The organism is Devosia sp. LjRoot3, from assembly GCF_964252865.1.
Taxonomy (GTDB): domain Bacteria; phylum Pseudomonadota; class Alphaproteobacteria; order Rhizobiales; family Devosiaceae; genus Devosia.
On record NZ_CAXUPK020000002.1, the window covers coordinates 598,859 to 612,334 of the forward strand.

General features: G+C 62.0%; 13 protein-coding genes and 1 riboswitch. Of the genes, 8 read left to right on the forward strand and 5 right to left on the reverse strand.

The genetic code is table 11. The features are described from left to right. Nucleotides 1-44: 44 nt before the first annotated feature. Genes ACSQ2A_RS09945 through ACSQ2A_RS09960 form a run of 4 tightly spaced genes read left to right on the forward strand, consistent with a single transcriptional unit; the run spans nt 45 to nt 5,703 of the window. Nucleotides 45-1,808, forward strand: coding sequence for a type I secretion system permease/ATPase (locus ACSQ2A_RS09945; protein ID WP_295410010.1), 1,764 nt, complete (start codon nt 45-47; stop codon nt 1,806-1,808). Further along, entirely contained in the window at nt 1,805-3,634 is a 1,830-nt protein-coding gene (locus ACSQ2A_RS09950) for a calcium-binding protein (protein WP_436072086.1), read from the forward strand. The genes ACSQ2A_RS09945 and ACSQ2A_RS09950 overlap by 4 nt, the downstream gene beginning before the upstream one ends. A gap of 23 nt (nt 3,635-3,657) precedes the next feature. Beyond that, nucleotides 3,658-5,007, forward strand: coding sequence for an HlyD family type I secretion periplasmic adaptor subunit (locus tag ACSQ2A_RS09955; RefSeq protein ID WP_436072087.1), 1,350 nt, complete (start codon nt 3,658-3,660; stop codon nt 5,005-5,007). Then, nucleotides 5,008-5,703, forward strand: a complete 696-nt coding sequence (locus ACSQ2A_RS09960; protein WP_436072088.1) for a LuxR C-terminal-related transcriptional regulator — start codon at nt 5,008-5,010, stop codon at nt 5,701-5,703. Here ACSQ2A_RS09960 and ACSQ2A_RS09965 read toward each other — a convergent pair. The 5 genes from ACSQ2A_RS09965 to ACSQ2A_RS09985 all read right to left on the reverse strand — a co-directional run bounded on the left by ACSQ2A_RS09965 (nt 5,700) and on the right by ACSQ2A_RS09985 (nt 9,797). Next, nucleotides 5,700-6,680: an ABC transporter substrate-binding protein gene (locus tag ACSQ2A_RS09965; protein ID WP_436072089.1), complete on the reverse strand. Its 981-nt coding sequence runs from the start codon at nt 6,678-6,680 to the stop codon at nt 5,700-5,702. The genes ACSQ2A_RS09960 and ACSQ2A_RS09965 overlap by 4 nt on opposite strands. A 65-nt stretch (nt 6,681-6,745) precedes the next feature. After that, nucleotides 6,746-7,495 carry an ABC transporter ATP-binding protein gene (locus tag ACSQ2A_RS09970; RefSeq protein WP_436072090.1) on the reverse strand — a complete coding sequence of 250 codons (750 nt, stop codon included), beginning with the start codon at nt 7,493-7,495 and terminating at the stop codon, nt 6,746-6,748. Beyond that, a complete protein-coding gene (locus tag ACSQ2A_RS09975; protein ID WP_436072091.1) occupies nt 7,492-8,289 on the reverse strand; it encodes an ABC transporter permease in 798 nt (265 codons plus the stop codon). The genes ACSQ2A_RS09970 and ACSQ2A_RS09975 overlap by 4 nt, the downstream gene beginning before the upstream one ends. An 11-nt stretch (nt 8,290-8,300) precedes the next feature. Next, on the reverse strand, nt 8,301-8,909 hold the full coding sequence (locus ACSQ2A_RS09980; RefSeq protein ID WP_436072092.1) for a YkoF family thiamine/hydroxymethylpyrimidine-binding protein: 609 nt from the start codon (nt 8,907-8,909) through the stop codon (nt 8,301-8,303). Continuing rightward, nucleotides 8,900-9,012, reverse strand: a riboswitch (TPP riboswitch). (Overlaps the previous gene by 10 nt.) Before the next feature lie 116 nt (nt 9,013-9,128). Beyond that, nucleotides 9,129-9,797: a GntR family transcriptional regulator gene (locus ACSQ2A_RS09985; RefSeq protein WP_295415284.1), complete on the reverse strand. Its 669-nt coding sequence runs from the start codon at nt 9,795-9,797 to the stop codon at nt 9,129-9,131. A gap of 136 nt (nt 9,798-9,933) precedes the next feature. Between ACSQ2A_RS09985 and ACSQ2A_RS09990 the strand changes: the two genes are divergently transcribed. From ACSQ2A_RS09990 to ACSQ2A_RS10005, 4 genes are all read left to right on the forward strand, one after another. After that, on the forward strand, nt 9,934-10,551 hold the full coding sequence (locus ACSQ2A_RS09990) for a flavin reductase family protein (RefSeq protein ID WP_436072093.1): 618 nt from the start codon (nt 9,934-9,936) through the stop codon (nt 10,549-10,551). Between the two features lie 11 nt (nt 10,552-10,562). Continuing rightward, nucleotides 10,563-11,264, forward strand: coding sequence for an aspartate/glutamate racemase family protein (locus ACSQ2A_RS09995; RefSeq protein WP_295415283.1), 702 nt, complete (start codon nt 10,563-10,565; stop codon nt 11,262-11,264). A gap of 292 nt (nt 11,265-11,556) precedes the next feature. Then, nucleotides 11,557-12,525 (forward strand): ABC transporter permease, encoded by a 969-nt coding sequence (locus ACSQ2A_RS10000; RefSeq protein WP_436072094.1) that lies wholly within the window; start codon nt 11,557-11,559, stop codon nt 12,523-12,525. 12 nt (nt 12,526-12,537) lie between these two features. Next, nucleotides 12,538-13,476, forward strand: coding sequence for an ABC transporter permease (locus ACSQ2A_RS10005; RefSeq protein WP_436072095.1), 939 nt, complete (start codon nt 12,538-12,540; stop codon nt 13,474-13,476).

The following is a 13,476-nucleotide window of genomic DNA, read 5'->3' on the forward strand; positions in this document are numbered from 1 at the left end:
CCGGGCTTTTTCCTTTCGATAATCCACCATTCCGGGGGCTGATCATGGCATCGACGACAAAGGTTTTAGCCGAACATCGCGGCGACGAGATGCTGCGCCGGGAGTTCAAGGGCGTCGCGGTCTTCCTGTTCTGGATCTCGGGCATCATCAATGTGCTGGCTTTGACCGGCTCGTTCTACATGCTGCAGATCTACGACCGGGCCCTGACCAGCGGCTCCATCCCGACCCTCCTGGCGCTCTCCATCCTCGTCATCGGCCTCTATCTCTTCCAGGGCGTCTTCGACATCGTGCGCAGCCAGCTCTTGGTGCGCATCGGGGCCCGCTTTGATCGCATGCTGGCCCCCATTGCCCATCGCGTCAGCGTCGACATGCCCCGCTTCGGCTTTTCCACCGGCGAGGCCCTGGAACGCGGCCGCGACGTCGACACCATCCGTACTTTTATGGGCAGCCAGGGCCCGGTGGCCCTGTTCGATCTGCCCTGGGTGCCGCTCTATATTCTCTTCGTCTACTTCCTCCACCCCGTGCTCGGCGCCCTGACGCTGGGCGGCGCCTTTGTCCTGACCCTCCTCACCATCTGGACCGAACTCAAGTCGCGCAAACTCGCCGCCGCCGCCCAGCAGGCTTTCCTCACCCGCAATGCCGTGGCTGATTCCAATGCCCGCAATGCCGATATCTTGAAAGCCATGGGCTTTGCCGGCAGGGCTGTCAGCCGCTTCAACGAGGTCAATCAGGATCACCTGACCCTGCAGACCCGCGCCAGCGATGTCATCGGCACCTTTGGCGCCTTCTCGCGCATTTTGAGGATGGTGCTGCAATCGGCCCTGCTCGGCGTCGGTGCTTACCTGACGATTCAGGGCCAGATGTCTGCCGGCGCCATCATCGCCGTCTCGGTCGCTTCCTCCCGCGCCCTGGCCCCCATCGACATGGCCATCGGCAATTGGAAGGGCGTCGTCGCCGCCCGCCAGGCGTTCAAGCGGTTGCGCGATACCATGGTCGCCCTTTCCAACATGACCAAGCCGCTCGACCTGCCGGCCCCGTCCAAGTCGCTCAAAGTGGACAAGATCTCGGTGGCTGCCCCCGCCTCTGGCCGCGTGTTGCTGACCGAAGTCGCCTTCGAGCTCAATGCCGGCCAGGGTCTTGGGGTGATCGGCCCCAGCGGCGGCGGCAAGACCACGCTGGTTCGGGCCCTGACCGGTATCTGGCCATCCCTGCGCGGCGCCATCCGTCTCGATGAGGCCGACCTCACCCAGTGGGACGAGGACAAGCTCGGCCAATATGTGGGCTATCTCCCCCAGGACGTGGCCCTGCTCGATGGCACGATCGTGGAAAACATCACCCGCCTGGCCCCGCAGCGCGATGCCCGCGCCATTGTCGCGGCCACCAAGGCGGCGGGCGTGCACGAGATGATCGTCAGGCTCCCCGATGGCTATGACACCCAGCTTGGCCCCATGGGCACCGCCCTCTCGGCCGGCCAGCGCCAGCGCATTGGCCTGGCCCGGGCCCTCTACGGCGATCCCTTCGTGGTCATCATGGACGAACCCAATGCCTTCCTCGATGCCGAGGGCGAACAGGCGCTGAACCTGGCCATCCGCCAGATCCGGGCCCGTGGCGGCATTGCCATTGTCGTTGCCCATCGCCCCTCGATCCTGGCCGAGGTCGACATGGTGGCGGTCATCCAGAATGGCCGGCTGACCGCCTTCGGTCCCAAGGAAGAGATCGTTGCCGGCCAGCGCCAGGCCAACCTCAATACCAATGCCGGTGGCCTCAAAGTGGTCGAGCCGCGGACGGAAACGGGAGGCATGGCATGATCATCGAGGCCAAATCCAGCCAGCAGCAGCACCAAAAATCCGATCCGGCCGACCTCAGAAAAAAACTCGAGTTCAACCTGCCCGAGAAAACCTCGCGCCTGCCGGTCTATCTGGCGCTGTTCTTCACCGGCATCGCCGCCTATGTGAAAAGCGTCTTTCCCGCTGACGCCCAGGACCATGTGTCTCCGGGCACCGAAGCCAATCCCGCCGCCAATAGCGGCGCCCCGCGCGGCACCCGCCACGAACCCGGTGGCCCCGGGGTCGATCTCATGACCACCGGCGGCATCGAGGAAGAGCATCCGAGGAGTGCGGTGCGTCACGCGGCCCTGGGCTGGGACGAGGCTTTTACCATGCCCGACCCGATCGCCTTCCACTATACCGCGGCCTCCTTCGACTTCCTGGGCCCCAATGTCGCGCCCTTCTTCCCCGCCGCCGTCCACTACCGGCCGCAGAACGACAATGCCGCCCTCTTCGATCGCGCCGAGCCGAACATCACCCCGTCTTCCTCTGGTCCAAAGTCTCATCAGGACACCCCGAGCCCCAGCGAGGACGACGGCGACAATGACAATGCCGACCCCGATGACGACGACGAGGATGATGACGACGACAATGGCACCAACCGCGCCCCCACCGTTCTGGGCCCGGTCCGCCTCCACGACGTCTTTGCCGGCCAGGTCGTCCTCATCGGTCTCTCCCAACTGCTCTTCGGGGCCAGCGATCCCGACAATGACATCCTGACCATCAACGACCTCACCGTCACTGGCGCCACCCTGGTGCAGACCAGTGCAGGCTGGACCCTGACCACGCTCCCCGGCATGCTCGGGCTCGTCACCTTCACCTATGAGATCAGCGATGGCCTGATCGAGATCGTCCAGACCGCCAGTCTCGAGATCGTCCGCAACCAGGTGCACCTGACCGCCAATGCCGACGTCTATGCCGGCACCCCCTGGGACGACGACATCGACGCTCTGCCCGGCCATGACATCATCGACGCCCGCGCCGGCAATGACAGCGTCACCGGCGGGCTCGGCGACGACCACATCATTGGCGGGGATGGCGACGACACCCTCTTTGGCAATGAAGGCAATGACATCATCTTCGGCGGCAACGGCAACGACACCATCGGCGGCGGCGCCGGCAATGACCTGCTCTTCGGCGAAGCCGGCAATGACATCATCCATGGCGACGAAGGCAACGACACCATCGAGGGCGGTACCGGTGACGACATCATCAATGGAGGCGAAGGCGACGACACTATCGCTCCCGGCTCAGGCGACGACCATGTCGATGGCGGCGAGGGTTTTGACACGCTCGACTATTCCGAGAGCGCCGACGACCTCATCGTCGACTTCGTCACCGGCCTCGCCACCAGCGACAGCATGGGCACGGACACGTTCCAAAACATGGAGGCGGCCATTGGCGGCAGCGGCAATGACACCTTCTTCATCGGCACCACGGCCACGGTCATCACCGGCGGGCGCGGCGACGACCTCTTCATCTTCACCGTGATCGACGAGGCCCCAAGCCTCAGCCGGCAGCTCGTCCACGACATCCTCGACTTCGTGGTCGGCGATCGCATCCGCGTGGCAGACTACGACATCTCCCGCAAAGCGGCCCGCACCGAGGAAGAGCGCTTCGAAGATTTTTATGAGGAGCTCGACGAGGGCGATCGCGAGGACCTGCCGATCCGCGTCCGCTACGAGCGCTATGACGATATCGACCATTCCATCATCGAGGCCGATGTCGATGGCGACGACGTCTTCGAAATCGCCATCCGCGTCGATGGCATCCAACTGCCCTTCACCATCGAACATACCATCGTCTGACCTGCGTTCCGGAGTTCTGCGTGATGACCACGATCGACACCTATGCCGCCTTCACCACCAAACCCGTCAATCATCGGGCGCGACGCGCTGACCAGGACAGTTTTGGGCTGCGTGGCCGGGTCATTGCCGGCAGCATCTTCGCCGTGCTGCTGGTGGTCGGCATCGGCGGCTGGTCGGCCACGGCAAAACTCTCCGGCGCCGTCATCTCGCTCGGCACCGTCCTCGTCGACGATGAGGTCAAGGCCATCCAGCATCTCGATGGCGGCGTCGTGCGCGCCATCGAAGTGCGCGAGGGCGATATTGTCGCAAAGGACGATGTTCTGTTCCGGCTCGATGACGTGCAGATCCGCACCGAGCGCTCGATCCTCCTCGGCCAATTGGCCGAGCTGGTCGCCAGGCAGGCCCGGCTCCAGGCCCAGTCGCTCCAGGCCAGCACAATCGACTTCCCCGAACACTACCTCGCCAGCTATCCCGGCGCGGCCCCGATCCTGGCCGGCGAGCAGCAATTGTTCGACAGCACCAGGCTCAACCAGCAATCGCTACGCTCGCAGCTGGAGCTGCAGGTTGCTCAGTTGCGCGAAGAGATCGCCGGGCTCGACTACCAGAACTCTGCCCTCAAGGACGAACTCGTGCTGGTCCGCGAGGAACGCTCCCGCATGGGCGAACTTGCGGGCAAGGGCCTGATTGAAACCACCAAGCTCAATGCCACCGACCGCGAACTTGCCCGCATGATGGGCTCCGAAGGCGAGATCGCTGCCGGCATTGCCCGGGCCAATGCCCGCATCAGTGAAATCGAGCTGCAGATCCTTGCCATCGACCAGACCGGCGGCATGGAGGCGCTGCGCGAGCTGCGCACCGTCGATGCGCGCCTTGCCGAACTCACCGACCGCCTGACCGAAGTCGATGCCCGCCAGGCCCGCACCATCATCCGCTCTCCGGTCAGTGGCACGGTCAACGAGGTCTCCGTTACCACCCTTGGCGGCGTCATCACGCCGGCTGAAAAACTCATGACCATCGTCCCCACCGATGCGGACCTCAAGATCGAGTTCCGCGTCGCCACCAACGACATCGACCAGCTCCGCCTCGGGCAACCCGTCAAACTCCGCTTCTCCGCCTTCAACCAGCGCACCACCCCCGAAATCGCGGGCCTGGTCACCCGCATCTCGGCCGCCGCAACCACCGACCCGCAGTCAGGCCAGAGCTATTACCTCGCCGAGGCCGACCCCACCGATGACCTCGACCAACTGGGCCCCACCGGCCTCGTCCCCGGCATGCCCGTGGAAGTCTTCGTCCAAACCGAGGAACAGGTCGCAATCGCCTACTTCGTCAAACCATTCACTGACCAAATCACCCGCGCATTCAGGGAGGAGTAAATGGAGGCCGCGTGTCACCAAGCCAAGACGATTGCGCTCGCAGATGACCACCCTGTCTTTCTGCAAGGGCTTGCTGAGCTCTTGGCCAATGAGGCCGACACGTTCATCGTTGGCCAAGCCGCGGATGTGTCGCAATTGATTGAGCTCGTCACAGGCACCAAACCTGATGTTGCAATCATCGATCTCTCGATGCCTGGCGACGTGTTCCAAGCCATTTCAACCATCGCGGAAGGCGTGCCGGAAACCAGAATGCTGGTCTATACCGCCTATTGCAGTCCGGATTCGGCTATCCGGGCCCTGGAGGCGGGAGCCTTAGGATTTGTCTTGAAGACTTCGCCCTACGAGGAGCTCTTGGAAGCCATCGGTGAGGTTGGCGCGGGTCAAATGTTTGTTGCCAAACAATATGCGGCCTCCGTCATGACGTCGCTGAAGGCCCACGCCAAATCGGCGGCCGCATTCGAGGCGGCCTGTCTTACGTCCCGAGAGATGGCCATCGTCGCGCACGTTGTGCATGGCTACACCAATAAGCAGATTGCCTGTCAGCTGCACCTAAGTGAGAAGACTGTTAAGTACTACATGACGCAGATCATGCAGAAGCTCAAAGCACGCAACCGCGTGGAGGTGGCAATTTCTGCCAAGCAGCAGGAACAGGACCTCAACGGGCAGAACATTCGCGACTTTGCGATTCAAACCTAACCAGGTTTCCTCTCTAAAACGACGCCGCCATTCTGCCTCTCAGTGGCGAGATATTCGTTGGAGTAATAGGTCGAAACGTCAGGGGCCTCGGTTAGCGGTTTGCCCTCGCCATCCTTCAGGATGCCTGACCGGAAAATGAACTCACCTACTGCCTCCATTTTTGCAGCATTGATCGTTCCGACCTCGCCGTCTTCGCCCCTGAGGTAGTGGCCGTCGATCAGAGCTTGGAGCGACGCTCGAACGAAATCGCGGTCGAGGGCTGCCTCGGGATTGGCGGCAACGAGAATGTCGGCCGCCTCATCAGGGTTTTCGACCGCGTAGGCATAGCCTTTTTGCGTGGCGCCGATGAAGGCCGTAGCGGTGTCTGGGTGTTCTGCGAGATAGGCGCCACTGGTACCAATGAAATTCGTATGCTGGTCGGGCACCCCGAAATCGGCATAGCGGAACGCGCGCTGTTTGCGACCGTCACGCTCCGCCTTCACGCCCTCCCAAGTGTAAACTTCAAGGGTGAAATCAACGGCGCCATTGTAGAGTGCCTCATAGGCCGAGGTGCCAAGGGTCACCGTCTCATATTCGCCCTTGCCGCCATCATCGCGGATCATTGTGCCCAACAGGACGTCTTCCCAAGCGCCACCGAACCCCGCATAGGTCTTGCCATCAAGGTCCTTGGGGCTTTGGATATCCTGCCGGTCGCCATTGAACACCAGTCGACCCGTTTCCGTCTGCACAAGGGCATAAGTTGCAACCAGATCGGCGCCGGCGGCCTTCTGGATGAAGAGGCCGATGGACCCGAGAACACCAAAATCGGCGACGCGGTTGGCAATGAGGGTAGCGGCGGAGGTATCCGAATAGGGCAGGATCTGCACGTCCAGACCAGCTTCATCGTAGAAGCCCTTCGCTTCCGCCACATAGAGGCCGATGTGGTTGGTGTTGGGCGTCCAATCCAGCGCCATGGTTACCGGCGTTGGTTGCGCCATGACGGGCACAGTTGTGGCCAACGTAGCAATGAGAAGAGCGGCAGTAGGACGAAAGAGGGGCATGGTCAAACCTCGGCTTTGAACAGCGTTTGCAGGATTTCGGACTCGATCGCGGCCAGCGCGGCAGAACCCGTAGGGGGTCTGGGATGTGTCAAGGACACCTGGATTGTGCGGTCGACCTGAGCCGGGCGGGCGGAAAGCACATAGACCCGGTCGGATAACAGGGTTGCCTCACGCACATCGTGGGTGATCAGGAGCACGGTCCAACGATGACGCGTCCACATCTCGGCAAGCCAGCGCTGCATGCGGGTGCGGGTGAGGGCATCGAGAGCGCCGAACGGTTCGTCGAGTAGCAGGATGGGTTTGCCCTGGACCACGGTCCGCAAGAGCGCGGCGCGCTGGCGCATCCCGCCTGACAATTGGGCGGGATAGTGGAACTCGAAGCCATTGAGGCCGAATTCGGCGAACAGTGGACGGACTTTGTCGCGTGCGGCGCTGCGGGACATACCGGATACTTCCAGGCCAAGCGTCGTGTTGTCGATGACGCGACGCCAAGGCATCAGCGCATCGCGTTGCGGCATGAAGGCGAAGCGGTGCCGGCCCGGTATCAGGGGGCTGCCGTCGAACAGAATCTCGCCGCCATCCGGTTCCAACGCCCCGGTCAGCAGATTGAGTATTGTGGACTTCCCGGCCCCGGACGGTCCAACGATGGAGACGAACTCACCCGGGCGCACGAAGAGACTTATGTCATGCAGCACGGTGTTGCCATCGAAGCCCTTACTCACACCCCGCATTTCCAGACCCGCCGTGCTCATCGGCTCTCCCCGGGGCGGGCCCACGGCATGGCGGCGCGTTGGACTAAAACCGTGGCCCCAAAAAGGGCCAGGGTCACCGTCGCGCTGACGAAAACAGCGGCCAGCACCAGGTCGGGACGAAAATTGTTCTTGGCATTGAGGATGTAGATTCCAAGTCCTTTGGCGGCGCCGGCATATTCCGAGAAGATCGCGCCGACGACCGCGTAGGTGATGGAAATCCGCAGGCCGGCGAAGAAATAGGGCAGGGAGGACGGCAGTCGCGCCATGGTGAAGATGCGCCAACGCGAGGCCCCCATGGAGGTGAGCAAGGCCTCGAGATCGCGGTCGGTGGCGGCGTAACCCTGTGCCAGCGCCACCAGCATCGGAAAGAACGTCACCAGGGCGACCAGCACGATCTTGGGCGTCAGTCCAAAGCCGAACCAGAGCACGATCAGCGGGGCGATGGCGATCAATGGTAGAGTTTGAGTGATGATGAAGACCGGGAACAGCGCCCTTCGCAGTGGCGGGAAGAAGTCCACCAGAAGCGAGAAGATAAATGCGGCAATCAGCGAACAGCTGAAGCCGAAGGTGGTGGCCTGGAGCGTCGCCAGGCTGTGACTTGCGAGTGCCTCGCGTTGTTCAAAGGCCTGCAGCAGAATTCTCGAAGGCGCCGGCAGTGCCGTCGGCGAAGTACCCGAGAAGTGCACATAGGCTTCCCAGCCAAGGACGAGCGTGGCAACCGACAACACGGCCGGACCAGCATGACTGGAAAGACGCGCAATGGCGCGCAAAGGAGCGGATCCGATCGACATCATGGCTCCAACGCTTAGCGGGCGCTGGGGCTGTTGGCCGAAACCGTGAGATCGATGGTGACATGCCCCTCGGGCGGCCCGAAGCGACAGAAAGCCTGTTCCAGGGTGGCAAACAAGGCGCCGGTATCGCCGTTGAGTTTGGTGCAGAAGTGCTTGGACGTCTCGAAGGTGCCCGAGTTTTTCAGGAAGTCGATGCAGCCGTAAATTTCGTCCATGTGGTTCCCTTGCCCCATGACGTAGAGCGAGAACTGGGCGACCGAGAAAACGTTCATTGTCGGTGCATCGGCAACTGCGGCCAGAGCAGCTTGCTGACGTTCGGCAAGCGGAGCCATTGGACCGGCGAAATGCCCCGATTGACAGATGGCGTCATCTGGTTCGCCCGGACAGCCGCGTGAAATTGCCGCCGAGAGGGTGCAATGAACACCAGTCCTTGCAGCTGCGCTGAAAAGGTCCCGCATGGCCGGGAACAGGACTTCCGGCGGCCCGACGAGAAGTGTGGAAACGTCATCGGTCTCGATGCGCAGGCGATCCCGATAGGGATCAAGCGCCGAAAGGGCACTCATGATGATGCCGACGAAATCGTCGGCCATCGGATAAAGGGAAATTTGTGCGCCAGAGAACATAGCCCGCCTCGCTCCGCTGGTATTACCCAGATCAGCTGTAGGGTCCGAAGGCTTGCCGCCTTCATCTCAGCCCCGACTCTACGGAGCACCCCTGTGGAATGGTGCGACCATAGGCGAGCCAGGGACGATCGCGCAAGTGAGGATTTCAACTATCTCGGCGCCGGGCAGGACTGCCCCATGAGGTCTTGCCCTCGCATGCCTACCTATCCGCTTTGAAAGCTACAGCAGTGCGTCCTTGAGGCTGCGGGCGAGGTCGAGGTTGCCGGAGAGCTTGAGCTCATTTTCGACATGCTCGAGGTGATGGACCATTGCATGCTGCGCCTTTTGCAGGTCGCCGTTCTTGAGATGCATCAGCAGCTCTTCGTGCTCGTCCGGTCCGCAATTGTATTTGTCTGAATCGCGAAAGGCCGCCGTGATCAGCGACGTGCGACTGACAAGGTCGCGCATCAGCCCCCAGAGGAAATCGGCCCCAGCCATTTCGGCCAGCATGAGGTGAAAACCGCCGGAGAGCTTGATGATCTCGCGCTGGTCGTTGGTGGCGTTGGCTGCGCGCTCCTTGGCGACATGCGCGAAGAGGTCGAGCAGCTTTTCGGCATCGAGATGGCCGATGAGCCGGGCCAACACGCGCTGCTCGACTTCCCGCCGGATGTGGAAAATGTCGCGCGCTTCTTCTGCGCTCGGCTCGGCAACGATGGCGCCCTTGTTGGCCTCGGTCTTGACTAGGCCGTCGCGCTCGAGAGCCGTCAAGACCTGACGGATGCGGGCGCGGCTCACCCCGAAAATTTCCGCAAGCTCCGCCTCTTTCAGGCGCATCCCCGGACGCAGTCGGCGCTCGGCGATGGAGAGCCAGATGCGTTCGGCGATGTGTTCGACGGTTATGGGTGCCATTTGTGCGGACCGGACAGCGTTGCCTTGTGACTTCTAACTCTTTTTTCCATCTGGTCCACATAAATCAAAGCCGTTATTGTAGACAATAATGTCGACTTTGTGCGACGCGCTTGTGACCGTGACTGAAAGTACCGCGATGGAATTCGATCTGACTGCGCTCGAGCCGATGGACCGCTATCGCCTGCTCACCAATTTTGTGGGCCCGCGCCCTATTGCGCTCGTCACCACGCGTTCCGCGAACGGCCATAGCAACGGCGCACCCATGAGCTTCTTCAATGTCTTTTCCCATGATCCGGCGATCGTCGCGCTTGGCATCCAGCCGCGCCTCAACGGGCAGGAGAAGGACACGGTCGCCAATATCCGCCGCACCAACGAGTTCACCGTGAATATGGTCGACATGCCCCTGGCCGAGACCATGTTGATCTGCGGTCTGCCGGTTGATGCTGATACCGATGAACTGGCCTTGGCCGAGGCCGAGACCGCTCCCGGCGCCCAGATCGATTGCGTCTATCTGCCCGCCAGCCCCTGCGCCATGGAGTGCCGCGTCGAGCGCATCATCGAATATCCGCGCCGCGTCATCATCCTGGGCGAAGTGGTGCACATGCACATAAGGCCCGATTGCCTCGACGAGCAGCAGCGCTACGTCAATCCCGAGGTCTATCACCCCATCGCCCGGCTCCATGCCGACAATTACATCGTCTCTGATCAGCAGTTTGTCCTCAAAGCTCCCGCGCTGGCGGACCTAAAGAAATAGATGCCAAAGCCATGCAAATCCTGCTGATTAATCCCAATTCTACCGCGTCAATGACGGAGCAGGCACTGCGCACGGCCCAGCGCGTGGCCTCTCCTGGCACGGTGATCGATGCGCGCACCGGTAGCGGCACCCCCGTCAGCATCGAGGGCTTCTCCGACGAAGCTCTATCGGTTCCCGCCATGCTGGCCGACATTCGTGCGGCCGAAGCTGCTGGTGCCGAGGCCACCGTCATCGCCTGTTTCGACGATCCCGGCCTCGATGCTGCCCGCGAATATGCCGCCGGGCCCGTGCTTGGAATTTGCCAAGCGGCCGTTCAGGCGGCCATGGTCGTCGCCAAGCGCTTTTCCATCATCACCACGTTGCCGCGCTCCGTGCCGGCCATCGAAGACTTGGTGCTGCGCTATGGCGCCAGCCAGCATTGCCGCCGCGTCCGTTGCATCGATCTGCCAGTCCTGACGCTCGAAGCCGAGCCCGAGCGCGCCTTCGATCTGCTTCTCGCCGAGATCGCACGGGCCCGCGACGAGGACCGTGCCGAGGCCGTGGTGTTGGGGTGCGCGGGCATGTCCGAAATGACCGATGCACTGACCGCGGCCACTGGCGTCGTCGTTATCGATGGCATCGTCGTTGCCATCAAGGCAGCCGAGGCTTTGGTCGGGGCGGGGCTGCGCACGTCCAAGGCTAATTCCTACGCCTTTCCTCGTCAGAAGGACTGAGTGTTGCCGGGCAATCGCGTCTTGTCGCGCCGATTGCCGAACTCTTTGCGCGCATCTTGCGGGTAATAATGTCGGCATAATTGTCGACAATATGATTGACACGAGTTTGCTCGGCGGTAAGGATGCAACCATGCGGTCAGGAGAAGGCCGCTGGAGGATGGAGGAAAAGATGGGTTTTGCCGGGAGCGCCATGGCGTCCCGAAATGACGGAATGACCGGCAATCCCGGTCAGTGCCTGGCCATGCGCCCGGTTGCCGTCCCAAAGCTCTCTTTGCCAAACGGGAAATAGCCAATGCTGGTCTTCATCATCAAAAAGCTAGCCAATGCTCTACTGGTGATGCTGACCGTGGCCTTTCTGGCCTTCCTGATTTTCCGCCTGGCGGGCGATCCGGTGGATATGATGTCCACCGAGCAGACGACCCAGGCCGATAAGGAGCTGCTGCGCGAAAAGCTCGGCCTCAACGATAATTTCCTCGTCCAGTATACCCGCTTCGTCGCCAATGCGGCCCAGGGCAATTTCGGCATTTCCTACCGCAATGGCCAGGAAGTCCTTGGTCTGATCGCCGAGCGTTTCCCCGCCACCATGGAGCTGGTGATCGTCGCCACGATCCTCTCGCTCCTTGTCGGCCTGCCATTAGGCGTGCTGACGGCGATAAAACGCGGCGCCTGGTATTCGGAAATCCTGCAATTCGGCTCGATTATCGGGGTGTCGCTCCCCAGTTTCGTGGTCGGCATTCTGCTCATTCTGGTCTTTTCGGTCTCGCTCGGCCTGCTGCCCGCCTTCGGGCGCGGCGATGTGGTCGAATTGGGCTGGTGGTCGACCGGTTTTCTCACCCGCACCGGCCTTCTCGCGCTGATCCTGCCCTCGATTTCGCTCTCGCTCTATCAGGTGACCTTGGTCATGCGGCTCGTCCGCGCCGAAATGCTCGAGGTCATGCGCTCGGACTTCGTCAAATTTGCCCGGGCCCGCGGCATTCCGCGCTTCCGCATCTATTTCCGCCACGCCCTGCGCAATTGCCTCATGCCCGTGGTGACCCTCACCGCCATGAATATCGGCACGCTGATCGCCTTCGCCTTGATCACCGAAACAGTCTTCCAGTGGCCGGGCATGGGCATGCTGTTCATCCAGGCCGTGACCTTCGTCGATATCCCGGTCATGGCGGCCTATCTCTGCATCGTCTCCTTCATCTTCGTTTTCCTCAACACCATGGTCGACATCCTCTACGCGGTGATCGACCCCCGCCTGCGCGGCGCCAAATAGGGGAAGCGAGCCATGTCGATCCAGTCCACACCCCAACGTCCCTCGCTGATCGAGCGCATCCGTCGCAGCGATCTCTGGTGGTCCTTTTCCCACTCGGTTCCGGCCCGCTTTGCGGCCGTGCTGCTGACCGCACTGGTGCTCTCGGCCTTCCTTGCCCCGCTCATCGCGCCGCAAAATCCCTATGACGCGATGCAGCTCGACATGTGGAAGTCCGAACTGCCGCCGATCTGGGTCGAGGGCAGCGAATGGCCCTATATCCTGGGCACCGACACGCAGGCCCGTGACATGCTCTCGGTCATGCTTTATGGCACGCGCACCTCGCTGCTGATTGGCCTCGCCGCGGTGTCGTTTTCGCTGGTGATCGGCCTCAGCTTCGGGCTCATCGCCGGCTATTTCGGGGGCGTCGTCGATAACCTCCTGATGCGCGTCGGCGACGTGGTCCTCTCCATCCCGACCATCCTTATCGCCATTCTCGTCTCGGCCATCGTGCGCCAGATGCTACCGCCCGACCTGCGCGAAATCGGCGCCTCGGCCGTGCTGGTTCTTGCCATCACGCTATCGGGCTGGGTGCAATATGCGCGCACCGTGCGCGCCCAGACCATTGTCGAACGCGGCAAGGAATATGTGATGGCCGCGCGCCTGCTGCGGGTGCCGCCGCGGCGCATCATGGTCAAGCATATCCTGCCCAATACGCTGACCCCGGTTTTCGTCGCGGCGACGCTGAGCTTTGGCATGGCCATTCTCACCGAGGCGACGCTGTCCTTCCTCGGCATCGGCATGCCGCCGGGCCAGCCGTCCCTGGGGACGCTGATCCGCATCGGCAATCAATACCTGTTCTCGGGCATGTGGTGGATCGTCATCTTCCCCGTCATGCAGCTCTGCCTGCTGGTCATTTCGGTGAACCTGCTGGGCGATTGGCTGCGCGATGCCCTCAATCCCAAGCTGCGATAG